This window comes from Bacillus sp. FSL K6-1560, assembly GCF_038592935.1.
In the GTDB taxonomy this organism is placed as follows: Bacteria; Bacillota; Bacilli; order Bacillales; family Bacillaceae; genus Bacillus; species Bacillus subtilis.
Genome location: NZ_CP151946.1, coordinates 3,337,686 through 3,362,225 on the forward strand (window position 1 = coordinate 3,337,686; position 24,540 = coordinate 3,362,225).

General features: G+C 45.1%; 23 protein-coding genes. 8 read left to right on the forward strand and 15 right to left on the reverse strand.

All coding sequences use genetic code 11. From position 1 onward, the window contains the following. Positions 1-14: 14 nt before the first annotated feature. From NYE22_RS17895 to NYE22_RS17915, 5 genes are all read right to left on the reverse strand, one after another. On the reverse strand, positions 15-467 hold the full coding sequence (locus NYE22_RS17895; RefSeq protein WP_172850221.1) for a DUF6884 domain-containing protein: 453 nt from the start codon (positions 465-467) through the stop codon (positions 15-17). 195 nt (positions 468-662) lie between these two features. After that, a complete protein-coding gene (locus NYE22_RS17900; RefSeq protein WP_021481196.1) occupies positions 663-1,640 on the reverse strand; it encodes a tRNA-dihydrouridine synthase in 978 nt (325 codons plus the stop codon). 745 nt (positions 1,641-2,385) lie between these two features. Continuing rightward, the gene (locus NYE22_RS17905; RefSeq protein WP_021481197.1) at positions 2,386-2,670 is read right to left on the reverse strand and encodes a YfzA family protein; all 285 of its coding nucleotides are present in this window, start codon (positions 2,668-2,670) and stop codon (positions 2,386-2,388) included. 599 nt (positions 2,671-3,269) lie between these two features. Then, positions 3,270-4,670 carry a 23S rRNA (uracil(1939)-C(5))-methyltransferase RlmD gene (rlmD, locus tag NYE22_RS17910; RefSeq protein WP_077671658.1) on the reverse strand — a complete coding sequence of 467 codons (1,401 nt, stop codon included), beginning with the start codon at positions 4,668-4,670 and terminating at the stop codon, positions 3,270-3,272. 113 nt (positions 4,671-4,783) lie between these two features. Then, positions 4,784-5,647, reverse strand: coding sequence for a DNA-3-methyladenine glycosylase (locus NYE22_RS17915; protein WP_342412023.1), 864 nt, complete (start codon positions 5,645-5,647; stop codon positions 4,784-4,786). Between the two features lie 117 nt (positions 5,648-5,764). On the opposite strand from NYE22_RS17915, the gene corA reads away from it, so the two are divergent. Together corA and NYE22_RS17925 are read left to right on the forward strand one after the other, a co-directional pair. Next, positions 5,765-6,724 (forward strand): magnesium/cobalt transporter CorA, encoded by a 960-nt coding sequence (gene corA / locus NYE22_RS17920; RefSeq protein WP_003233650.1) that lies wholly within the window; start codon positions 5,765-5,767, stop codon positions 6,722-6,724. 98 nt (positions 6,725-6,822) lie between these two features. Beyond that, positions 6,823-7,683, forward strand: coding sequence for an NAD(P)-dependent oxidoreductase (locus tag NYE22_RS17925; protein WP_103803348.1), 861 nt, complete (start codon positions 6,823-6,825; stop codon positions 7,681-7,683). A 37-nt stretch (positions 7,684-7,720) separates the two neighbouring features. On the opposite strand, the gene pdaA is transcribed toward NYE22_RS17925, so the two are convergent. Further along, a complete protein-coding gene (gene pdaA / locus NYE22_RS17930; protein WP_342412024.1) occupies positions 7,721-8,512 on the reverse strand; it encodes a delta-lactam-biosynthetic de-N-acetylase in 792 nt (263 codons plus the stop codon). 100 nt (positions 8,513-8,612) lie between these two features. Next, the gene (locus NYE22_RS17935; protein WP_003223132.1) at positions 8,613-8,798 is read right to left on the reverse strand and encodes an SE1561 family protein; all 186 of its coding nucleotides are present in this window, start codon (positions 8,796-8,798) and stop codon (positions 8,613-8,615) included. 144 nt (positions 8,799-8,942) lie between these two features. Between NYE22_RS17935 and yfkAB the strand changes: the two genes are divergently transcribed. Both yfkAB and mscC read left to right on the forward strand, forming a co-directional pair. Continuing rightward, positions 8,943-10,064 (forward strand): radical SAM/CxCxxxxC motif protein YfkAB, encoded by a 1,122-nt coding sequence (yfkAB, locus tag NYE22_RS17940; RefSeq protein ID WP_141949822.1) that lies wholly within the window; start codon positions 8,943-8,945, stop codon positions 10,062-10,064. Then, positions 10,065-10,907 (forward strand): mechanosensitive ion channel protein MscC, encoded by an 843-nt coding sequence (mscC, locus tag NYE22_RS17945; protein ID WP_010886444.1) that lies wholly within the window; start codon positions 10,065-10,067, stop codon positions 10,905-10,907. A 38-nt stretch (positions 10,908-10,945) separates the two neighbouring features. On the opposite strand, the gene NYE22_RS17950 is transcribed toward mscC, so the two are convergent. Continuing rightward, positions 10,946-11,740: a YfkD famly protein gene (locus NYE22_RS17950; RefSeq protein WP_003233657.1), complete on the reverse strand. Its 795-nt coding sequence runs from the start codon at positions 11,738-11,740 to the stop codon at positions 10,946-10,948. A 70-nt stretch (positions 11,741-11,810) separates the two neighbouring features. After that, positions 11,811-12,866, reverse strand: coding sequence for a calcium/proton exchanger (gene cax / locus NYE22_RS17955; protein ID WP_003242902.1), 1,056 nt, complete (start codon positions 12,864-12,866; stop codon positions 11,811-11,813). 167 nt (positions 12,867-13,033) lie between these two features. Between cax and NYE22_RS17960 the strand changes: the two genes are divergently transcribed. Then, positions 13,034-14,209: an MFS transporter gene (locus tag NYE22_RS17960; protein ID WP_003243008.1), complete on the forward strand. Its 1,176-nt coding sequence runs from the start codon at positions 13,034-13,036 to the stop codon at positions 14,207-14,209. A 198-nt stretch (positions 14,210-14,407) separates the two neighbouring features. Here NYE22_RS17960 and NYE22_RS17965 read toward each other — a convergent pair whose 3' ends face one another. The 3 genes from NYE22_RS17965 to yfkJ are packed head-to-tail and all read right to left on the reverse strand — an operon-like array spanning position 14,408 to position 16,067. Continuing rightward, on the reverse strand, positions 14,408-15,235 hold the full coding sequence (locus NYE22_RS17965; RefSeq protein ID WP_014479170.1) for a YihY family inner membrane protein: 828 nt from the start codon (positions 15,233-15,235) through the stop codon (positions 14,408-14,410). A 23-nt stretch (positions 15,236-15,258) separates the two neighbouring features. Further along, a complete protein-coding gene (locus NYE22_RS17970; RefSeq protein WP_003233665.1) occupies positions 15,259-15,579 on the reverse strand; it encodes a hypothetical protein in 321 nt (106 codons plus the stop codon). Between the two features lie 17 nt (positions 15,580-15,596). Further along, positions 15,597-16,067 carry a protein-tyrosine-phosphatase gene (yfkJ, locus tag NYE22_RS17975; RefSeq protein ID WP_003243480.1) on the reverse strand — a complete coding sequence of 157 codons (471 nt, stop codon included), beginning with the start codon at positions 16,065-16,067 and terminating at the stop codon, positions 15,597-15,599. A 202-nt stretch (positions 16,068-16,269) separates the two neighbouring features. Between yfkJ and NYE22_RS17980 the strand changes: the two genes are divergently transcribed. Together NYE22_RS17980 and NYE22_RS17985 are read left to right on the forward strand one after the other, a co-directional pair. Then, positions 16,270-16,485, forward strand: a complete 216-nt coding sequence (locus NYE22_RS17980; protein WP_010330293.1) for a DUF1128 domain-containing protein — start codon at positions 16,270-16,272, stop codon at positions 16,483-16,485. A gap of 109 nt (positions 16,486-16,594) precedes the next feature. Then, positions 16,595-17,785: an MFS transporter gene (locus tag NYE22_RS17985; protein ID WP_003243812.1), complete on the forward strand. Its 1,191-nt coding sequence runs from the start codon at positions 16,595-16,597 to the stop codon at positions 17,783-17,785. Positions 17,786-17,824: 39 nt separating this feature from the next. On the opposite strand, the gene yfkM is transcribed toward NYE22_RS17985, so the two are convergent. Further along, on the reverse strand, positions 17,825-18,343 hold the full coding sequence (gene yfkM / locus NYE22_RS17990) for a general stress protein 18 (protein ID WP_003233673.1): 519 nt from the start codon (positions 18,341-18,343) through the stop codon (positions 17,825-17,827). Between the two features lie 242 nt (positions 18,344-18,585). On the opposite strand from yfkM, the gene NYE22_RS17995 reads away from it, so the two are divergent. After that, positions 18,586-22,974 carry a multifunctional 2',3'-cyclic-nucleotide 2'-phosphodiesterase/3'-nucleotidase/5'-nucleotidase gene (locus tag NYE22_RS17995; RefSeq protein ID WP_342412025.1) on the forward strand — a complete coding sequence of 1,463 codons (4,389 nt, stop codon included), beginning with the start codon at positions 18,586-18,588 and terminating at the stop codon, positions 22,972-22,974. A 36-nt stretch (positions 22,975-23,010) separates the two neighbouring features. Here the strand turns inward: NYE22_RS17995 and NYE22_RS18000 are convergent, their stop codons facing one another. Both NYE22_RS18000 and treR read right to left on the reverse strand, forming a co-directional pair. Then, positions 23,011-23,676 (reverse strand): NAD(P)H-dependent oxidoreductase, encoded by a 666-nt coding sequence (locus NYE22_RS18000; protein ID WP_014476144.1) that lies wholly within the window; start codon positions 23,674-23,676, stop codon positions 23,011-23,013. A gap of 140 nt (positions 23,677-23,816) precedes the next feature. Further along, complete coding sequence (gene treR / locus NYE22_RS18005) at positions 23,817-24,533, reverse strand: trehalose operon repressor (RefSeq protein ID WP_342412026.1); 717 nt, start codon at positions 24,531-24,533, stop codon at positions 23,817-23,819. Positions 24,534-24,540: the final 7 nt, after the last annotated feature.

A 24,540-nucleotide genomic window follows, 5' to 3' on the forward strand; every position in this document is an offset into this window, starting at 1 on the left:
TTCATATGTATGTGCTACAGTTCATGCTTTTCTTCAACAGCCCGGTTCAGCGCTTGGAGCATATAGCCTATGCCTTTGTAAGATGATAGCGGCCAGCTGATATGCTGGTGCTCTCCGATGACGGCGTTTAGAACGCTTCGATATTTTTTTCCGCCAAGCATGACTAGCTCTTCGATATCAGAAAAGCCTTTTTCGTGAAATTGACGGCGCAGCTCGTCCGCTGTCATGATTTCCGGATGACCGGTGCCAAAAGTGACATCGTAATTTCCCGAAACGAGATCATCAGGGCGGAGGAACCCGTGCTTCGCAGACAAAATCACCCACTCATCGAAAAATATTTTTGCATACCGCTCGCACGCCTGATGAAACGGGCTGAGATAAGCGTCCTCTGCTCTTACCGGCCCGGCATCAGGCTGGACATCCCAGATTTTTTTCTTGCCGCAGGGGATGATGCATAGCCGTTTCATTTTCCTCTCCCCCTTTATAAGATATCTCCACTCAATATACCATTATTTTCTTACAATAAATTAGAGAAAAGACAGGCTGAGTAAAAGCTTCGTACAAAAAAGACCCGGATTTACCGAAAATCCAGGTTTATTTTAGTCAAGAATGGTGTAAAAATCCCTTTATTTTGTTAGCCTTTTTTGAATCAAGCACTGCAGTTACTCTATCCCATCAAGATACTTTCTCTCAAAGTCGTCGAGCAATGCACGCACTTCATCTGTTGACTTTGTGTTCATGCATTGATTTCTTAATTCACTTGCCCCTCGGAACCCGCGGAGATAAATTTTAAAAAAGCGAGGAAGAGGCTTGTACGGACGGGCTTCTAATGCTGAATATTTATCATGAAGATCCAGATGCAGCCTTAAGAGATCAAGCAATTCCTTGCTGCTATGCTCTTTCGGCTCCTTTTCAAAGGCAAATGGATTTGTAAAAATACCGCGCCCTATCATAATTCCATCGACGCCGTATTGTTCAGCAAGTTTTAAGCCAGTTTGGCGGTCAGGGATATCACCATTGATCGTCAAAAGTGTATCTGGTGCCACCTCATCACGAAGTTTCTTAATCTCCGGGATGAGCTCCCAATGCGCATCTACTTTGCTCATCTCTGCCCTAGTACGCAGATGAATAGAAAGATTCGCAATATCCTGTTTCAAAATGTGTGTCAGCCACTCGCGCCATTCATCCACATCCGTGTATCCAAGTCTTGTCTTCACGCTTACAGGCAATCCCCCTGCTTTTGCAGCTTGTATTAATTCTGCCGCAACTGCAGGACGGCAAATAAGGCCGCTTCCCTTTCCATTCCCCGCAACATTAGGCACAGGACAGCCCATATTGATATCTAGTCCTTTAAATCCTAACTCTGCCATGCCAATACTCATTTTACGAAAGTTTTCAGGCTTATCTCCCCATATATGGGCCACAATTGGCTGTTCATCCTCTGTAAAAGTCAAACGGCCGCGCACGCTATCCTTCCCATCCGGGTGGCAATAGCTCTCTGAGTTTGTGAACTCTGTAAAAAATACATCCGGTCTGCCTGCTTCACTTACTACATGCCGGAAAACAACATCTGTCACATCTTCCATTGGTGCCAGTACAAAAAATGGCCGTGGTAATTCACGCCAGAAATTTTCTGTCATAACAAAAATCAAATCCTTTCATTAGGGGATACGGCTATACCTGTATCTCAATATTAAAAAACTGACCATGCTTCTTTTCGCATGCGAAAGCATTTCTTATCAATCTATAGTAAATTTTGAACATTTTCACATGGGATGATTATCTACACCATTTTTTATATTGTGGTTAACACTGGCGCTGACCTTCGTCTTTCTTTGTGGCCTTACTTTTGAACTTTTTGGATAAAAAGAATTCCAACCTAAATAGAATATCATATGAGTTCTCCATATTACCAACGCAAAATAATTGCCCTGTTATTGAAGATAAGATATTTAACGCTACACCATATCCGTATCTCAATATCATATTTGCGGAAAAACTAATTTCAAGAGATAAACTTCGATTAAGCAAATTGAGTTGGGGGTGGTATAACTGAATACTCAAGAGAATGAAAAAACCTCTACTTAAGCTGCTAACACTTGTGAATCACATGGAGTAAAGAGGATGAGAAGAGAAAATAAACCCTTATTTAAAAGAATTCAAGAACTTCAATCTGAACCATTTGGGATTTGCTCATGATTTAGAAAATAACCAACGCAGCAAGTGGCAACCTACTATATATTTGTATAGGGTTATAATTCGGTAATCCTGATCCAGAACCAATAAAATAGACTGCTGACTAAATGTCGCAGTCTTCACTCATAAGATAATTAAGAAAGTGTTCATTTTCTTTCATCATTAAATAAGGCATCAGAAGTTATTGCTTTAATTTCGAATATCCTTTGTTATCCCTGTAATTATTTGTATAATAGTGAAAACTCCCAAGAAAACAGTAATAATATTAAACCATGGATTATCATAGAATGAAAGATATGTTTGAAAGAAATCTAGTTCAACTATGTTTGCTGGGAATCCATTCATTTCTCTATACTTAGGACCCCATCCCGTTAATTCTACAAAATTAAAATAAAGCTGAGATACTAAAAATGCCAAAAATGTTTGAAACCAACTTCTTTTATATAACGGTCGTTTTTTATATACTTTATCCATTTAGTTATCCATTTCCTTCTCTGCAATACTTTTTAGCCAAGTGTCAATCTAAATTATTATGAAGCATGATTGCCGCAAGGATATAACCATTGTAGGTATTACTGTAATAGTTGTTATCGTCGGCACTATTATTTAATTGTTGTAGTGCTCATACGTTATTCATTTTAAAATGGGGTTGGCCATCATTTTCACCTCTTTCGTATATTACAATGTTTCAACTTTTTACATCGAATGACTCTTGAAATGATATACGCCATACCTTTCCTTATATTCCTATCATCAATATTTCACACGTAATAACTGCAAGTCAATATATAATTTTACAAATTATGAAAAATATATCTATGATTTTACATCATTTTACTCATGTATTTTAATCATACTGGAAGGAAATTTTTCAGGTTAAATAACGCTGTTTTTCACCCGCTTTTCAACACGTTTTTTCAATTCTTTTCGCCAGTTAAAATAAAGATCTCCGAGAATGAGAAGGAAGATAAAATTGAGAAAAGACAGTTAGGACAAGGGCTGCACATGAAAAAGACCCGGAAATCGGAATTGTTTATTTTACCGAAATCCAGGTCTGATTAGTATTGTTTATTTTAGTTAGACGATTTTAATACAAGTCTCGCCACTGCTTCAACATGCGCCGTCTGCGGAAACATATCGACAGGCTGAATATAGTCCACGCGATAGTCCTTCGACAGCGTCTGCAAATCCTTCGCAAGCGTGGATGGATTGCAGGATACGTAGACGAAGCGTTTCGGTTTGACTTTTTTGATCGTGTCCAAGAACGTGCTGTCACAGCCCGTTCTTGGCGGGTCTACAATGACGACGTCCGGGCGGAAGCCTTCTTTCGTCCATTTCGGGAGCCAGTGCTCGGCTGTTCCTGTTACGTATGTGGCATTTGCCATGCCGTGTTTTTTGGCGTTTTTCTTAGCATCGTCAATTGATTCCTTGATGACGTCCATGCCGCGGACTTCCTTCGCTCCGTCCGCAACCCACATGCCGATAGTGCCGACGCCGCAATACGCATCAACGACTTTTTCTTTTCCGGTCAGCTGCGCCGCTTTTTTCACTTCATCATACAGCTTGACGGTCTGTTCCGGATTGAGCTGGAAGAAAGCGCGGGCGCTCAATTCAAAAGATACGTCGCCGAGCACTTCTTGAATTACTGTTTTTCCGGCGAGCTGTTTTGTTTTCTCGCCAAAAATCACTGAAGTTTTCGCCCCGTTTACATTCTGAATAATGGATTTGACCTCTGGCAATCGCTTTTGAATCGCTTTGACGATTTCTTCCTTGTGCGGAAGCGTTTCTTTTGCGGTTACAAGCACGACCTGCACTTCGCCTGTTTCAAAGCCGACTCTCGTCACGATCGTGCGAACGTCGCCTTTTCGTTTTCTTTCATTATAAACAGACACATTGAAGTCCTCTAAAATGCGGCGGACGATGCCTGTTGTTTTGTTCGTTGCCGGATGCTGAACGATACAGTCTTTAATCGGCACGATATCATGAGAATCAAGGCCGTATAAGCCGGCGATGATGCTGCCGCTTTGCGAGCGTCCGATCTGGAATTGGCTTTTATTGCGGTAATTCCACGGGTTGTCCATGCCAATCGTTTCTTTGATTTCCATGTTTTCAACTTTAAACTTCGTATGGCGTTCAAGAGACTGAATGACGATATCGCGTTTTTCCCGAAGCTGCTGGCTGTATGCAAGGTGCTGAAGCTGACAGCCGCCGCATTGCTCATAAACAGGGCAAGGCGGTGCCACCCGGTGCTCAGACGCCTTGCGGATTTTCTTAATGCGGCCCTCCGAAAACTTCGGCTGGACCTTTGTGGCCTGCACAACAACTTCTTCGTCAGGAAGCGCGCCGGGCACGAAGACGACTTTTTTCTTAAAATAGCCGACACCTTCTCCGTTAATGCCGAGACGCTTAATCGTCAGCGGAAAGGTTTGTCCGACCTTCAGTTCGACAGGCGCCTGTTTCTTTTGTTGGTTCACGTTGTTCTCTCCGTTTCTATATAAAGCTTTCTGCAGATGGCAGAAAGTGAAATGGTTTTTTCACATCTTTCTAGTATAACACGTTTGCAGGATTTCCTTCATTGTCAGATGAATTATTCTATACTTCTCCACAAATACAAAGACGCATAGCTTAAATAAGGCTCCCACTCCTTGCTCATCGCCAGCATGACATCCTTTGCCGGCTTATCGTCCAGCTGAAAATGGCGTTTGATCGCATTTTGGAGGCCGATATCGGCAAGCGGGAATAAATTGGGACGGCCAAGTCCGAACATGAGGACGTTTTGCACAGTCCACGGGCCGATACCCCTGATTTTGATCAGTTTCTTCATAATGTCTTCATCCGCCATATGCGGCAGCTCTGACAAGATGAGTGTGCCTTCTGTGATCATCCTTGATGTATCAATGGTGTATTCCGCTTTTCTCATGCTGAATTGCAGATCACGCAGATCCTGATAATCGAGTTCTGCAATCGTTTCCGGCTTTGGGTAGCACCACACGCCATCCTTCTGCTCGCCAAACGCATGAACAAACCGTTCTGTTAGCGTGTAAGCGAAGGAAAGATTGAGCTGCTGGTGGATAATGCATTTCATCATGCAGTTGTACACGCTGTAGTCCAGAACAAGCGGCGTCCCGGCATGCTCTTCAAAAATGGCGGACAGGCTCGTTTTTGAAAAATGATCCAGAACGTGCTGCAAATGATTTTCCCATTGAAAAATCCGCTTGATTTCCTTCATCATTTCTCCCTGATCCGTTTCCCCGCTGACGAGGAACTCAGGCTCGCCCGCATGGCCTAACGCCTGTACCTTTACAATACATACGTCCCCCGCTTGATTTCTGATTGGCACACGGACTTCCCTAGCCTCTCGATCAACAGCATTGAGGGGGTCTAAAGACAGCCTGTCCAGCACGCGGTCAAAATGATACGGAGGCGTGACAGATACTTTTTCCTTCCACATGAGATCCACCCTTTTTCCGTTTTTGTTCAGTATAACATGCCGCTTGAATTAGGCAGAGAATACCGTATACTTTTCTCATAAAGACCGCATGATATAATGGCAGGTGGAGGGTTGTTTATGATCAACATTACCGCAATCACAACAGAGCATCAGCTGCTGAAAAATATACCGATCGAACGAGTGGAACAGCCTGATATTGCATGGTACTGGGTTGATTTTTACGGCCCGGAGGATACGGAAACGGCGTTATTGAGAGATTTTTTTCATTTTCACCCGCTTGCCATTGAGGATTGCTTCCAGCATATGCAGCGGCCGAAGCTTGACCATTATGATGGCTATCGTTTTTACGTGATTCATGCGCTGAATAAGGAAACACTTGAGACGGAGGAAGTCGATATCTTTCAAGGCGAAAAATTTGTCGTCACCTTTCATTTACACGAAACGCCCGGTATCGCTAAAGTCCGGGAGCGTTTGTATGCTTCACCGGACATATTGAAAAAAGGGCCCGGGCATATTTCTTATATGATCATGGATCAGCTTGTTGATGAATATTTTCCTCTCGTGTATAAAATTGAAGACCGGCTGAATGAAATTGAAGAAAGCCGTCCCCACAAAACGTATGGAACGCTGATGAACGAGGTGTTTGATCTCAGAACAGACCTATTGCATTTGAGACGGACGATTATCCCGATGCGTGATTTGCTCTATCGGATTTTAAGCCTTGACCATGTGAAAGAGCAGCGGGAAACGAAAGCCTACTTCAGCGACATATATGATCATTTGTTAAAGTTGTCTGAAATTGTGGAATCCAACCGTGACATGACGTCCGACTTGCGTGACAGCTACGTGACGCTAAACTCAAACCGGATGAATGCGATTATGATGACACTGACGATCGTATCAACCATTTTCATCCCGCTCACCTTTATTGCCGGTGTATACGGTATGAACTTCGACTTTATGCCGGAGCTGCATTGGAAATACGGATATTTCGCTGTACTTGGCCTGATGGCCGCGCTTGTGATTGGAATGCTGATTTGGTTTGTACATAAAGGATGGTTCAATATTTTTAAATGAGGACAGCGAGCAGCTGTTCTTTTTTGTTGTAAGCCGATCGCTATGCATATTCTGTTCATATTGTTTATAATGGAAAAAATATTCAGGGAGTGATCAGATTGAAAATTGCTGTCATCGGACTCGGCAATATGGGACAGCCCATTGCCCGAAATGTTCTTCAAGCAGGCTACGAATTGACTGTATATAACCGGACGAAACAAAAGACAGAAGAATTTGTCACAAAAGGCGCACAGGCAGCTGATACGCCGCGGCTGGCGGCAAAGTCCGCTGATATTGTCATTACTATGCTTGCAGATGATGATTCTGTCAGCGCCGTGACATTCGGAGAAGACGGGTTGCTTGAAGGATTAGCAGAGAACGGCATTCACATCTCGATGAGCACAATCAGTGTTGAGTTCTCAGAAAAGCTCGCAGCAGCTCATGCAGAGAAAGGACAATTTTTTCTCGCCGCTCCTGTTCTTGGCAGACCGGATGCCGCAGCCAAAGCCGCGCTCCGTATCATAACAGCCGGACCGGCGGAAGCAAAGCAAGCTGCCAAGCCTCTGCTCGACAGTCTGAGCCAGCAGGTATTTGACGTCGGCGAAGAAAGCAAGACGGCAAATGCAGCCAAAATCAGCATCAATTTCTTGCTTGTGTCCATGCTGGAGGCGTTATCTGAATCCTTTTTAATGATGGAGAAATACGGCTTAGAACAAAAACAATTTTTAGAAATCGCCAGCGCGCTCTTTGGTTCTCCAGTCTATCAAAATTACGGAACCATTATGGCCGAGCAGAAATTTGAGCCGGCCGGCTTCAAAATGTCTTTAGGGCTGAAGGATACCAATCTGGCACTCGCCGCCGCAAAACAGGTTTCTGCAAATCTTCCTCTTGCCGAGCTGGCCAAGAGCCATTTTGAATGCGGGATTGAGAAAGGCTTCGGGGATCTGGACTGGGCCGCACTGATTAAATGTATAAAATAAAGAAAAACCTCTCCGTTTAAGGAGAGGTTTTTCTCTTTTACAAAGACGGCAGCCTCATTTCTTTCTCAAACATCAGATCATCAATGCTTTTAAATGTGTAGCCCTGTTTTTTCAGATCTGTAATCGCGTCATTCAGCGCTTCTGCATTGTCCCTCGATACGGTGTGAAGCAGGTAAATGGCTCCCGGGTGCGCCTGCTTGATCATATGATCGTAGGCATATTTCTTCCCCTTTTGGTTGTTGATTTTCCAATCAACAAAAGCGACCGACCAGAAAACGGTTTGATAGCCGAGGCGTTTCGTTTCTTTCAGTACGTACTCACTGAACACGCCGCGCGGCGGACGCAAGTACAGATTGTCCTGCTTTCCCGTAATTTTATAAACCTCTTCGTTGACTGAATCAAGTTCATCCTGAATCTGATCAGCTGTTTTTGTCGTTAAATCCGGATGGTGAAAGGAATGGTTGCCGATAATATGGCCCTCATCTGACATACGTTTGATCAGCTGAGGCTGGTCCTTTACGAAATGCCCGGTGACAAAAAACGTTCCTGTTACGCGATGTTTTTTTAAGACATCAAGCACTTTTGGCGTATAGCCATTTTCATATCCGTTATCAAACGTTAAGTAGATCGTTTTTTCCTTTGTATTCCCTAAATAAAACGCGTCATATTTTTCAATTAAACTGTTCAGCTGCTTCCCGGCATCTGGCGGCTGATGATTGACACTTCGTTTAAAGCCCCAATTAATCGGCTCATTCGGCACCGCTTCCGCCTGTGCTGCACCTCCGGCAAGCAATACGGCGGCGCAGCATATTGAACACATCCACTTCATGGCCAGCGCTCCTTCTGCATTTTTTCTTATTTTACAGATAGGGGCTTTGTTTTATACTGTTGCTTTATACCAATAAAAAAACCGCGGCGGGCGCGCGGTTTTATTCCCAATCTTTTTTAAAACGTTCGTATTTGGCTTCCAGGTCATCAAGCATGCTGATAAGCCTGTCTATATCTTCAACGTCGGTTGCTTCAGGGTCTAATGAATCGATGACGTTCATAAACATGTCAAGTCTGTTCTTTAAATAATCAATCTGCTGATCTTTATTGTTTACGGCGTTCCCCATTCTGTTCCTCCATTCATTTTTTATTATGGTAGCTCATTTTTTGCGGTTTTTCAATCGCCGCGCTACTTGCGATCTTGGCAAATCAGGTCTAAAATTAACTGTTGGCAGCGTTAGTATGCCCATTTATAAAGGAGTTAGATAGTCATGACACAAAACACGAAGCTGCGTCCGATTACGCCCGAGTTTGACCCTTGGGAAGCCTATATGGATGTTGACCAATACGGAGACATGCAGCTGACAAACGTTGAATTCACAACGACGACACTGTGCAATATGAGATGCGAGCATTGTGCTGTAGGCTATACATTGCAGCCTAAAGACCCGAATGCTCTGCCAATAGATCTTCTGTTAAAACGGCTGGAGGAAATCCCGCGCCTCAGATCCATCAGCATCACAGGCGGAGAGCCGATGCTTTCGTTGAAATCAGTAAAAGAATATGTTGTTCCTTTATTGAAATATGCCCATGAACGGGGTGTGCGGACACAAATTAATTCAAATCTGACCCTCGACATCGAGCGGTACGAATGGATCATTCCGTATCTCGATGTGCTACATATTTCTCATAACTGGGGTACAGTTGAAGATTTTGCTGAAATCGGCTTTGCCATGATGGACAGAAAACCGACCTTCGAACAGCGCGCGCGCTATTTTGAAAAAATGATCGAAAACAGCCGCACGCTCGTGGAAGCCGGGGTGATGGTATCTGCGGAAACGATGCTGAACAAACGAACACTTCCGCATATTGAGCATATTCACCGCCAAATCACAGAAGATATGAAATGTCAGCGTCACGAGGTCCACCCAATGTATCCAAGCGATTTCGCAAGCGCTCTTGAATCCCTCAGCCTGAAAGAGATGAGACAGGCCATTCACCGCTTGCTGGATATTCGTGATGAAAATACGTGGATGCTGTTCGGAACGCTGCCGTTTTATGCCTGCAGTCCGGACGAAGACGATCAAAAGCTGCTTCGCCGGCTTCGCGCGGCGAAAAACGTCACAGTGCGAAATGACCCTGACGGCCGATCCCGCCTGAATGTGAACATTTTCGACGGAAACATTATCGTGACCGATTTCGGTGATACCCCGCCGCTTGGCAACATTCAGACGGACAGCCTCCCTTCCGCCTATGAAAAGTGGAGAGAGACCAAGCTTGCGAAAGAACTGAGTTGCCACTGCCCGAATGTCCGGTGCCTCGGACCGAATGTTCTTGTCAAAAACAGTTATTATCAGGATACAGACTTCACAAAACGTCAAGCCAGGAGTTAGATGCGGATGAAAGAAACACTTACGGAGATTTTTCAAAATAAAATCGTCGATATTCTCCTCGTTGCGGTTATCCTTTGGATCGGTGTCTTTATCATCAACCGGCTGGTACAGCTATTTTTTAAACGGACGGACTTTATTGAAGAAAAAAAGGAAAAAACGATTGAAAGCCTTGTCCGTTCTGTCACCCAGTATACGGCGACAATTGGTTTTATTTTTTACGTTATTTCTTTATTTGTGCATGATTTCGGCAAGATATTGGCCGGGGCGGGCGTAGCAGGTATCGTGATCGGTTTTGGCGCCCAATCGCTGATCAAAGATGTGCTGGCTGGTGTGTTCTTAATATATGAACGCCAGCTGCACAAAGGCGATTATGTCACCGTCAACAACTTGTTCAACGGGACAGTGGAGGAAATCGGCCTCCGCTCGCTGCAAATCCGGGAATGGAGCGGGAAGCTGCTCACCATCAGCAACGGCGAGGTCAGACAAATAGAGAACTATAATATTGATTTTATGCGGATTACCGAATCCTTTCTTATCAGCTTTAAAGAAGATCCGGACCGCGTGTACAGCGTGTTGGAAGAGGCATGTGACATGCTGAATGAAGAACTTCGTGATTCATTGAAACGGGATGAATTCGGCAATCCGACAGAACCGTTTCAAATCCATGGCATCACCGCATTGAATAAAATCAATCGCGGCGTCGAATTTACGGTTAAAGGCATGGTGAAAGATGATGATTATTTCAGTGCCAGCCTTGCAGTCAGACGGGTTCTCGTTCGCCAGCTCTACCAAAACAATGTGCAAATGCTTGAGGAAGCGGTCCGAATCGAGAGAACCCAATAAACAAAAAAACTGATTCCGAGTTGGAATCAGTTTTTTATTTATCTTGGCAGTGAAGAAAGCTGAAAGCCAAACGTGACATGGTCTTGAACCGGAATCCACGCGCCGATTCCCTGTGACGTGACATTTTTCACGACGAGTTTTCGTTTATTTCCTTTCAGCACTAAGTACACTTCTCCGTAAGTCACTTTTCCTTTTTCATTCACAGCCGGTGCATATGCATGTAAATAACCGATTTTTTTAGGAGCAACTTTATAAATCTGATCCCGTTTTGTGCCAGCCCCAATGACCGTCTCAAATGCAAGCGGAAGGTTCGTTTTCTTCATTGCTTTTTGCATCATCATGCTTTTGACATCTTCAGCATTTGGAACTTTAGCTGTCAGGCCGCCCTTCACTCTGTACTGCTGTTCCTGGGCATAATGCATTTCAGCCGTTTCTTTCCCGCCACGGTTATCCGCACGGTTTGTATTGATTTTTTTATATTCCCAGTTTGCGACTGTTTCATTTGATTCATAGCCGAGCGCCCATTTCCCGAGAAATATTGTCGCCCGGTACCCTACTGCAAGCGGTGTGCCGGATATGTTGGATTCATTCAGCATTTTGATGAGATGCGGATTTTCAATCTTCACCTCAGAATGATCGAGCAATTCCTTTGCCAGCTTGCTCGGCTGAAGCATTGGCTGATCCTGTGAAGCATTCGGATACGTGTTTTCCTTTGAAATGCTTGCGACAGAATTAGGAACCTTAAACTGCTTTTTCGCGTGGATGGGCTGAACGCCGAAAAAACTAAAGAATAACAACACGATAAGTGTGGAATGAAATAGCTTTTTCATCATATCACTCTTTCTATGGCATTTTCCCTTAGTCTTTTCATCCCGCTTTGTTGTTATCCATCATTTTTTCAGGTTAAAGAAGGAAAAAGCCGATCGCCATAATGACATATGCAGCAAGCAGTGTCGCCCCTTCAAACCAGTTGGAATCCCCGTCATTTGAAATCGCGATCATCAAGAGAACCGCTGATACCATCGCGACGAGCTCAGGCAATGTAAAAACAAGCGGCATGCTTGTCGGAAAAAAGATAGAACAGATGACGAGAACCGGTGCGACAAACATAGCGATCTGCAGCGTAGAGCCGACTGCAATTTCAACCGCAATGTCCATTTTATTTTTGAAGGCCATAATAATCGCTGACGCGTGCTCCGCCGCATTTCCTACAATCGCCACGATGATGACCCCGATAAACAGCTCGCTCCACCCGAACTGTTCAGCCACCGAGTGAAAGGTATGGACCAGGTTTTCGGATATGTATGCAACCACAATCGTTGCCGCAAACAAGACAATCGTCGCAACCTTCCCTGACCATTCCGGCTCTTCCTCTTCTTCAGTCTGAGCGGCATTATTCGGCTGATAAACGCCCCGATGCGTGACAAGTTTAAAGTACAGCGCCGCCACATACAACAGAATCATAATGATGCTGATGCCGATGCTTAAATTGAGCTTGCTGGCGTTTCCCATACCAACAGAGAATACCTCCGGAATCACAAAGGCGACAATGATGGCAAAAATCAGAAGCCCGGAGTTATGGCGGGCATCATGGATATTAAATTCCTGCCGCTTATATTTTAAACCGCCGACAAAAAACGATAGGCCCGCTACCAGCAACAGGTTCCCCAGCACTGAACCGGTTAAAGAGGCAAGCACGATTCCTGTCAGGCCTTCTTTTAATGCAAAAAGGGAAATAATCAGCTCCACCGCATTCCCGAAGGTTGCATTCAACAAACCGCCGATACGCGGTCCTGCAATGATGGACAGTGATTCTGTCGCCCTCCCCATATAGCTTGCAAGCGCGATAATCGTCACGCAATAAACGGCAAATAGAACCGCGGAAGGCCAATGCATCAAACTGCCAATCACAGAAAGCGGAACACCGGCCGCCACTAAAATAAAAAAGATACGATTCATGGTGAAATAGCTCCTTTTTTATGACTTGTTTTATTTTTATTCTTCACAAAAACCTTCATGATTACACGAGGGCAAATGTTTAGCTTGATATAGGCTTTTTTCAGGTTGCCTGCTTTTGGAAAACATTGTACGATCAACATAGATTCCACATAAGGAGAACTGACACGATGTCACGATTTCATTTCTTTATCCTTGTCTTGCTCGTATCCATTTCCGGGTTTTCACAAGGCATGCTGCTGCCTGTCATTTCAATCATTTTTGAAACAAATGGAGAATCCGCTGCTATCAACGGCCTGCACGCGACCGGGCTGTATATCGGTGTGCTTTTGGCTTCGCCGTTTATGGAAGCGCCGCTCAGAAAGCTCGGGTTCAAGCCGCTGATCGTCATGGGCGGAAGCATTGTCATTTTAAGCTTATTCGGATTTATTTGGCTTCAGTCAGTTTGGGTCTGGTTCCTGCTTCGCCTGTTCATTGGAATCGGCGACCACATGCTTCACTTTTCTACGCAAACGTGGGTGACCTCCATGTCATCAAAACAAAATCGCGGAAGAAACCTGTCTATTTACGGGCTTTCCTTTGGCCTTGGCTTTGCCGCAGGCCCGTTCATGGTGCCGCTTGTCAAGCTGAGTCCGTCGCTTCCTTTTATCGTGTCCGGCTGCATCAGTCTGTTTGCGTGGCTTTTTGTTTTCTTTCTACAAAATGCATACCCGGAAACCAGTCCTCATGAAACCAAATCAGACAATAGTTTCAGGCGATTTTATCAGGCCATGCTGTTTGGGTGGGTTGCCTTTATGCCTACATTTGGCTATGGCTTTTTGGAAACGGCGCTGAACGGAAGCTTTCCGGTGTACGCGCTCCGTTTGGGGATATCAGTAGACGCAGTAGCGATCATCCTTCCCGCATTTGCGATTGGAAGCATTATTTTTCAGTTTCCGCTCGGCATCCTCAGCGATAAATACGGCAGGCGGAATGTGCTGCTGGTGATTTTACTGACTGGGGCTCTTTGCTTTTTCATCGCCGGTGTATTTCCTTCGCCTTACGTGATCGGCGGCTGCTTTTTTATTGCGGGAATGGCAGTCGGATCAACCTTTACACTTGGCATCAGCTATATGACAGATCTTCTTCCGCCTCATCTCCTGCCGGCGGGAAACCTGCTTTGCGGCATTACATTCAGTCTCGGCAGCATCCTCGGCCCGGTTGCCGGCGGCTGGTATATGCAGACATTTGAAAGCGCAAACTTGTTCTACTTCATTACTCTCACGCTTAGCGCTGTGTGGCTGGCCCTTGTGCTGGGCAAACCGAAAAGCTGGTCACCGGCTGAAACCTATTCTTCATCTTCTTAATCAAAAAGCCTCCTGACATCATGTCAGGAGGCTTTTATGCTAATGGTAGCCGTTTTGTCCGTTGGCGCTTCCGCTTGTTTTATGGCTCGATTTGCTTTTCGAATTTTGTTTGTTATGGCTTCCGCCTTTTTTCGTATGCTTGGTCATCACGATATCCCCCCGACTTCTTTTTGAACCGAAGTTCGTTTATAGGGTGCGCTAATGGTAGGGATTTTCATCAGGAAGCTTTTTACGTTTATGTAAAAGAGCGTTGATTTCTCCGCCTAGGATAATTAAAATGCCGCTCAAGTAAAACCAAATCATCAGAACGATGATTCCCCCGATGCTCCCGTAAGTGGCGCTATAGTTCGCAAACGTGCTGACGTAAAATGAAAACAATGTGCTGACAACGATCCAGCCGATAGTTGCAAAGACCGCACCCGGCATGACAAACCGGAGAGACAGCTTTTTGTTCGGCGCAATCACATACAGCGCGGAAAAAACAATCAAAAGCACAAGCGGGCTGACACCCCAGCGAATGGCGGCCCAGACGGATAAAAACAGATCCGACGCACCGACAAAGTCAGAAGCGAGCCTTCCAATCTCCCTGCCAAATACCGGCAGAAGCAAAGCCACTAAAATCGTAAATACCATCGCAATCGTCAAAAAAATCGAGGTTAGACGAACAATGATAAAAGAGCGGTTTTCTTCCACATCATACGCGTGGTTTAGCGACCGGACGATCGCGTTCATTCCATTAGACGCAGACCATAATGCGGCGATAATCCCGAATGACAGCAAACCGCCATTTCGATTATTTAAGGTTTGATGGGTAATGGATTCAACGAGAGACATCGCACTGGCGGGAGCATATTGTTCTATGACTCCTAAAACATCATCGGTAGAAAGCGGAAGATACGCGGTGAGCGTCAGCATAAAAATCAAAAACGGAAACAGTGACAATAGAAAAAAATACGCCAGCTCCGCTGATTTACTTTGTCCTTCATGAAGGGTGTATCTGCTGAAAAGCTCTTTCAAAAAACTCATGTCGCCTCACCTCGCATGTTTGATCATTTTTTTGAGAAATGCTCTTTCGTTTCTTGCACGAGTTCCATCACTTGCGGCGTTGTTTTCTTCAGCTCTTTCACCTGCTGGTTCACAAAGTCGACTTCCTTTGAAAGCGTTTGGGCGAGCTTTTTGGCCTCATCCACTTTTGTGATGACAGTGTTTTTTAACAGCTCTGGGTTGCTTTTGTACAGTGAAAGTTTATGCTTGCATGTCAGCCATCTCATGCCGCACGCCTGTCTTGTCGGCTTATGGAGCAGTGATAACGCCGCGCCTGCCGCAGCTCCGAGAAATATCCCTTTCAGCATTAAACGTTCGTTGTTCATGCAAATTCTCCTTTCACTCACAATTGTTTTTCTTTTTGAATGGATGCAAGCAACTGCTCACAGCCCGTTTTGATTAATTGGCAGACCTCTTCAAAGTTCCCTGTGTAGTAAGGATCGGGTACGTCAGCCAGATCTGAATCTTCAACATAGTCCAAGAGCCTTTTGATATGCGAGGTGTTTTTAAAACCCGCCATGCTTCTGAGGCTCCCGATATTTTCTGCGTCCATCGCAATGATGTAATCAAAATCGTCCAGATCCTGTTCGCTGACTTGACGCGCCAGCATGCCATCAAAGCTGATTCCTTCTCTGCGCAATATCTCCTGCGTTCCCTCATGCGGGGGGTTGCCGATGTGCCAGCCGCCGATTCCCGCTGAGTCCGCCTTGATTTTCCCCTCTAATCCTTTTTTGGCTGCCAGGTCCCGAAAAATCGCTTCCGCCATCGGAGACCGGCAAATGTTTCCTAAACAAACAAATAACACGCTTATCATGTTGTCCAACCTCCCTATTCTTTGCCCCTATTTCTCTAAAAAGAAACCTTCATGAATATCTTAGTAGGATGTTCATTTTCTTTTCAACTGATGTCTTCACTTTTTTGGAATGAACAGCCTGCTTTTAGAATAGGGTTTTTTTCTGATGGAATTCTGTTAGAATAAAACATACCTATATTGCGCATAGAAAGGATGGAACCATTTGTCCAGCCCAAATACAGAAACATTAACTCAAATGATTGAAGAGATTTCCCAAAAGCTGAACATGCTGAACGTCGGCGTAATCAAAGCGGAGGATTTCAGTGATGAGAAGATTGAAGACCTCACGTACCTTCACAGCATGGTGATGAAAAAAGAATCATTCAGCCCAAGTGAAATGCAGGCGATTGCTCAAGAATTAGCCTCGCTTCGTAAATAATGGAGACTGGCCGGAAACTCGGCGAGTCTTTTTTATCATTTCCCCAAACCAATTTTCCTTAGAACAGTAAACAGCAAAGTGTTCGAATAAGATTTGAAGGAGTACAAGCATGCAAACGACATCTATCAAAACAGCATCCGGAATGTATATCAACTACTTCTTTCTGGGGATGGTCAACATCATTCTCGCATCCAATATGTCTTCATTAACAAAACAGTGGAATACCGATCCGACTGGCATCAGTTATGTCATTGCCGCTATCGGGTTTGGCAAACTGCTGACATACGGCATTTCCGGCGTTCTATCAGATAAAATCGGCAGAAAGCCGCTTGTTGTCGCTTCTGCAGGAATTATGGCCGTCTTTTTAGTCGGTATTCCTTTATCACCGAGCTATGAGCTGGCGTTTGTGTTCGCCTTATTAGCCGGAGTCGCAAATTCAGCGATGGATGCCGGAACATATCCGGCCCTAACCGAGCTCTTTCCGTCTGCTTCCGGTTCGGCAAATGTCTTGGTCAAAGCCTTTATGTCTGTCGGGGCCGCACTTTTGCCGCTTTTGATCACATTTTTAGCAGACCACAGCATGTTTTACGGATTTGCTTTTTATCTGCCGGCAGCGGTCTATCTCCTGAATATTATTTATTTATCAACGCTTTCGTTTCCTAAAAAACATAAGAAACCAACTAATAGCGGCCAACAGGAATCTCCCGTTTTCTTGTCTGAACCCGTTTTTCAGAAAGAAGGCACTGCACTGATTATCATCGGTTTTACATCCACGGCTTTATTTACGGTTTCTCAAATCTGGCTCCCGAGCTACGCGCAAAAGGCAGCCGGTTTAGCTGAATCAGCATCCGTTCAATTGCTGAGCTATTATAGTATAGGATCTCTGGCATCTGTTTTATTATTAGCCGTTTTGCTGAACAGATGGGTCAAACCTGTCTTCATAACGCTCTTATATCCTATTATTACTTTATGTACCCTCGCAGTCATGCTGACCGTTCATATCCCAGTTGTGCTGGACATCACTGCCTTTTTCTTAGGCTTTTCAACTGCGGGTGTGTTTCAAATTACCATTACGTTAATGACAGAGCTTTTCTGGAAGCGAAAAGGAACCGTTACCGGAATTGTAGCGACCGCTTCAAGTCTTGCATCCATTCTGCTGCCGATTGCAACAGGGCTTATCGCAAAAGCGGGGGGCATCGCCCATATTTTCATATTCGACTTCGGCATTGCGGTCATCGGAACGGCTGCAGCTGCTTTCTTGTATTACAGGTACAAGAAACTGACAGGTGCTCAAGCCTAAGCAACAAAAAAACGGACGCCCAAGAGCGTCCGTTTTTTCTTATTTCTCAAGCAATGCCAATGACTCGCGGTTAAATGCCGGTATATCGTCCGGTGTGCGGCTAGTGACCAATTGATCCTGGCAAACAACCACTTCCTTGTCCACAACGTCGGCACCGGCGTTCTCCATGTCAACACGAATGGACGTATAGCCCGTCGCTTTTCGGCCGTCGAGCGCTTTCGCATTGATTAAAAGCTGCGGGCCGTGGCAAATGGCGAATACCGGTTTTTTGTCAGTCATAAACGCTTTTGTAAATTGGACGAAACGATCGTCAGCGCGAAGCTGGTCTGGCGAAAATCCTCCAGGAATCAAAAGCGCATCAAAGTCTGAAGGATTTACGTCGTCAATGGACGCGTCAACCGTCACTTCCGCTTTTCCCTGCTTGCCTTTTACTGTTTTTCCTTTTTCATTTTCGATGACAGTCAGTTCATGTCCCGCTTCTTTAAAGGCTTTCGCAGGCTCAGTGTACTCGCTGTCCTCAAAATAATCTGTTAAAACAACTGCAATTTTTTTCCCCATGATTCATAACCTCCCGCTTTAGATGTCTACATAAAACACTCTACCCCAGCCACACTAAAATAAACATTCCGCGATTGTGACAAACGATAAGCATAAATGCCCAGTATTTGTCGTTTGATACTGCTACATAATACTCATTTTTCTCCCTTTTACAATAATCATAAAGAAACACCTACAAATAGTTACAAAATATTCTTACAATAGGAGCTGTAACACAAATTTCGTTGAAAGGTGGAGAACTGGTGAGAATACAGAAAAGACGAACACACGTCGAAAACATTCTCCGTATTCTTTTGCCCCCAATTATGATACTTAGCCTAATCCTCCCAACACCACCCATTCATGCAGAAGAAAGCGCGGCTCCTCAGGTGCATCTGAGTATTTTGGCTACGACTGATATTCATGCCAACATGATGGATTACGATTACTACAGCGACAAAGAAACGGCGGATTTCGGTCTGGCGAGAACAGCGCAATTGATCCAAAAGCACCGCGAGCAAAACCCTAACACCCTGCTTGTGGATAACGGCGACTTGATTCAAGGGAATCCGCTGGGTGAATACGCGGTGAAATATCAAAAAGACGACATTATCTCCGGCACGAAAACCCATCCGATTATCAGCGTCATGAATGCGCTGAAATACGACGCCGGAACGCTTGGCAATCATGAATTCAACTACGGGCTCGACTTTCTCGACGGCACAATCAAAGGAGCCGATTTCCCGATTGTAAATGCCAACGTCAAAACAACTAGCGGCGAAAACCGTTATACGCCGTATGTGATTAATGAAAAAACCCTCATTGATGAAAACGGTAATGAGCAGAAAGTAAAAGTCGGCTACATAGGCTTTGTCCCGCCGCAAATCATGACATGGGACAAAAAGAATCTCGAGGGGCAAGTTCAGGTGCAGGATATCGTAGAATCCGCCAATGAAACGATCCCGAAAATGAAGGCGGAAGGCGCAGATGTCATTATTGCCCTCGCCCACACCGGCATTGAAAAGCAGGTGCAATCATCAGGCGCAGAAAACGCCGTGTTTGACCTTGCCACCAAAACGAAAGGCATTGACGCGATTATCTCGGGCCATCAGCACGGACTCTTTCCTTCCGCCGAGTATGCGAGTGTTGCTCAATTCGATGTGGAAAAAGGAACAATTAACGGCATTCCTGTCGTCATGCCAAGCAGCTGGGGCAAATATTTAGGCGTGATTGACCTCAAGCTTGAAAAGGCGGACGGCTCATGGAAGGTAGCAGATTCCAAAGGAAGTATTGAATCTATTGCTGGCAACGTCACATCAAGAAACGAAACCGTTACAAACACCATTCAGCAAACACACCAAAACACACTGGAGTATGTCCGAAAGCCAGTCGGCAAAACCGAAGCAGATATTAACAGCTTCTTTGCACAGGTCAAAGATGATCCTTCCATTCAGATCGTGACTGACGCGCAAAAATGGTATGCCGAAAAAGAAATGAAGGATACCGAGTACAAGAACCTGCCGATTTTATCCGCTGGAGCGCCGTTTAAAGCAGGCGGCAGAAACGGAGCCAATTACTATACAAACATTCCAGCCGGAGATCTTGCGATTAAAAATGTCGGTGACTTGTATCTTTACGATAATACTGTTCAAATCGTCAAGCTGACAGGCAGCGAGGTCAAGGACTGGCTGGAGATGTCAGCAGGCCAATTCAATCAAATTGATCCAGCTAAAGGCGGCGACCAGGCCTTGCTGAACGAGAATTTCCGCTCCTATAATTTTGACGTGATTGACGGTGTCACATATCAGGTCGATGTGACAAAACCGGCTAAATACAATGAGAACGGAAAAGTGATCAATGCGGATTCATCCCGTATCATCAATCTTTCCTATGAAGGCAAGCCGATCAGCCCAAGCCAGGAATTTCTCGTGGTCACCAATAACTATCGGGCGTCCGGAGGCGGCGGGTTCCCTCATCTGACGAGCGATAAAATTGTCCACGGCTCTGCAGTTGAAAATAGGCAGGTGCTGATGGATTACATTATTGAACATAAAACAGTCAATCCAAAGGCAGACAACAACTGGTCAATCGCGCCTGTTTCCGGCACGAATCTGACGTTTGAATCCTCGCTTTTGGCGAAGCCATTTGCCGATAAAGCAGACGATGTCGCTTATGTAGGCAAGTCTGCGAATGAAGGCTATGGTGTGTATAAGCTGCAATTCGATGATGATTCAAATCCAGATCCTCCTAAAGACGGACTGTGGGATCTGACCGTCATGCACACCAATGATACGCACGCCCATCTCGATGATGCAGCGAGACGAATGACGAAAATCAACGAAGTACGCAGCGAAACAAATCACAACATTCTCCTTGATGCGGGAGATGTGTTTTCCGGCGATCTGTATTTTACAAAATGGAACGGTTTGGCCGATCTGAAAATGATGAACATGATGGGCTATGACGCCATGACCTTCGGGAACCATGAATTTGATAAAGGCCCGACAGTGCTTTCTGATTTTCTAAGCGGAAACAGCGCAACCGTTGATCCAGCGAACCGCTATCACTTTGAAGCGCCGGAATTTCCGATTGTCAGCGCAAACGTAGATATGTCAAATGAGCCCAAGCTGAAATCATTTGTCAAAAAGCCGCAAACCTTTACCGCAGGTGAAAAGAAAGAGGCCGGCATCCATCCTTACATTCTGTTAGACGTTGACGGGGAGAAAGTCGCCGTATTCGGCCTGACAACAGAAGATACAGCCACCACATCAAGCCCGGGCAAAAGCATCGTATTCAATGATGCCTTTGAAACAGCACAAAACACCGTCAAAGCGATTCAGGAAGAAGAAAAGGTAAATAAAATTATTGCTTTAACCCATATCGGTCATAACCGTGATCTTGAGCTAGCCAAAAAAGTAAAAGGCATTGACTTGATCATCGGCGGACACACTCACACCCTCGTTGACAAAATGGAGGTCGTGAACAGCGAAGAACCGACGATCGTGGCGCAGGCAAAAGAATACGGCCAATTCTTGGGGCGCGTTGATGTCGCGTTTGATGAAAATGGCGTTGTGCAAACAGACAAATCAAATCTGAGCGTGCTGCCAATTGATGAGCATACAGAAGAAAACGCAGAAGCAAAACAAGAGCTTGATCAGTTCAAAAGTGAATTAGAAGACGTGAAAAATGAAAAAGTCGGCTATACGGATGTGGCGCTTGACGGCCAGCGTGAGCATGTGCGCACGAAGGAAACAAATCTCGGAAACTTCATTGCGGACGGTATGCTGGCAAAAGCGAAAGAAGCAGCCGGCGCCAGAATAGCGATAACAAATGGCGGCGGCATCAGAGCCGGCATTGACAAAGGGGATATTACACTCGGCGATGTGCTCAACGTGATGCCGTTCGGCAATACGCTTTACGTGGCCGATTTAACCGGAAAACAAATTAAAGAAGCCCTTGAACAAGGCTTAAGCAATGTGGAAAATGGCGGCGGCGCTTTCCCTCAGGTGGCCGGAATCGAATATACCTTTACATTAAACAACGAACCTGGACACCGTGTGTTAGAAGTGAAAATTGAATCGCCTAACGGAGACAAAGTTGCTATAAATACGGATGATACCTACCGCGTGGCAACAAATAATTTTGTCGGTGCCGGAGGAGACGGATATTCTGTCTTTACAGAAGCCTCCCATGGTGAAGACCTTGGCTACGTTGATTATGAGATTTTCACCGAACAGCTGAAAAAACTAGGAAACAAGGTCTCTCCTAAGCTTGAAGGACGGATCAAAGAAGTATTCCTGCCGACAAAGCAGGAGGACGGCAGCTGGACACTTGATGAAGACAAATTTGCGATTTACGCTAAAAATGCCAACACGCCGTTTGTCTATTATGGAACACATGAAGGATCTCAAGAGAAGCCTATCAATCTTAAAATGAAAAAAGATCAGGTCAAACTTTTGAAAGAAAGAGAATCAGATCCTTCATTGACGGTGTTCAACTACTGGTACAGCATGAAGATGCCAATGGCGAACCTTAAATCAGCAGACACTGCAATCGGAATCAAGTCGACGGGAGAATTGGATGTGTCACTGGCAGATGTATATGACTTTACATTGAAGCAAAAAGGAAAAGAAATAAAATCATTCAAGGAGCCCGTTCAGCTTTCGCTTCGCATGTTTGATATTGAAGAAGCCCATAACCCTGCCATTTATCATGTCGACAGGAAAAAGAAAGCTTTCATAAAGACAGATAACGGATCAGTTGATGATGATATGGTAACAGGATATACAAACCACTTCAGTGAATACACGATCTTAAATTCCGGAGAGAACAACAAACCGCCTGCATTCCCGTCAGATCAACCGACAGGCGGTGATGACGGCAATCATGGCGGCGGCTCCGACAAACCAGGCGGAAAACAGCCAACTGACGGAAACGGAGGAAATGATACGCCTCCCGGCACTCAACCGACTAACGGCTCTGGAGGAAACGGTTCGGGCGGATCAGGAACAGACGGTCCGGCTGGCGGCCTGCTTCCGGACACAGCCACATCCATGTACTCGATCCTGTTGGCCGGATTTCTGATCAGCGCACTCGGAACGGCATTGTACTTACATCAGAGGAGAAAACAGGATAGAGCGAATCAGGCATAAAAAAGAGCTGCTCGCTAAGCGAGCAGCTTTCTTTATTTAAACCCACTTCACAACATCTTCAACAGCAGATCTTGTTTTCGGACGAGGGTCTCTCACTCGGTAGCCAAATGCCACCATCACAGAAATATCGAAGCTTCCGTTTTCCAGAAGGCCTTCTTCTTCAAGAATACGGTGAATGTGATCGTACTGGAAGCCTTCTATCGGGCAGGAATCAACACCGATTTGCGCAGCGGCAGTCATCATGTTGCCAAGCGCGATATAGGTTTGTTTTGATGCCCAGTCAAACAATGTTCTGTCACTTTCAAGCAAATGCAAATCGTTTTTCTGGAATTCTTCTGTTTTGCTTAAATAGCCTTCGTACACGTCTTGCGGCATTTGTTTTACTTCTTTTAAATGACGTTTGATGTAGTCCGCATTATATTTGATATCCTTCGCTGTACGCGCAAGAATCAGGACGAAATGGCTTGCGGTCGGCAGCTGCTTTTGCGCGCCCCATGTGTATTCACGAAGCTTCTCGCGGAATTCCGGATTTTGGACGACGACAAATTTCCAAGGCTCAAGGCCGAGTGAGCTCGGAGACAGTCTTCCTGTTTCTAAAATAAATTCAAAATCGCTGTCTGACACTTTTTTATTCGGGTCAAATTCCTTAGTCGCATGCCTGAAATTGTATGCATCCAGAATTTGTTTCTTTAGATCTGCCATGTAAAACACCTCTCCTTTAGGTTACTCTCATCTCTATTGTAGCCATTATGATAAAAAGTAAAAGTACGCACATTTTTGTTGGATAGTATCAATTTTGATACCAAACAAAAAAAGCGCACTGCCGCAGGCAGGCGCCTCTCTCATTTCCCCCGCCGCGCAAAATCAACAAATCGGAATTTGTCGAGACGGTGTCTGCTTTCCGTATATTGAAACAAACTGGTATCCTCCAAAAAGACGTAGTTTCTCACCACGACCATATGGTCATAGCCGCGTAAATCGAGCAGCTCTCTGTCCTCGTCCGTACACGGCTCGGCGACAATTTCTTTTTGGGCGTAACTGATCGAAAGACCGAACTCTCCTTCTATATATTCATATATGGAGTTTTCACAAATTTCTTTCGTCAAGTGAGGGACATGCTTTCTGAAAAAGTAATCCTTGTCCAAAATCACATGTTCCCCGTCAATCTTTCTAGACCTGATGACTTCCCAGATGTCGTCATCCAGATTGGCCCGGAGCTGTTTTTGGATCAGCTCTGACGGAGGCTCCAGCCCGAATTTGTGTACAGTTGTTTTCGTTTCTTTGCCAAGCGTTTGCGCGAGCTCCTTGAAGCTGACAAGGCCCGAAACGGGAAACTGCATTTTTTCACGATTGAGCACGACGGAGCCTTTTCCCCTGATTTTCTGGATATAACCGTTTTGCGCGAGCATATGAAGCGCCTTTCGGACCGTTTCTCTTGATGTACCGTACTGTGCGGTCAACTCATGTTCAGACGGAAGAATCTCCTCCGCTTTCCATCGGCCGCCTTCAATTTGCTGTGCGATGTCTTTATAAATTGTGATGAATTTATTCACCTTCATTATGGAC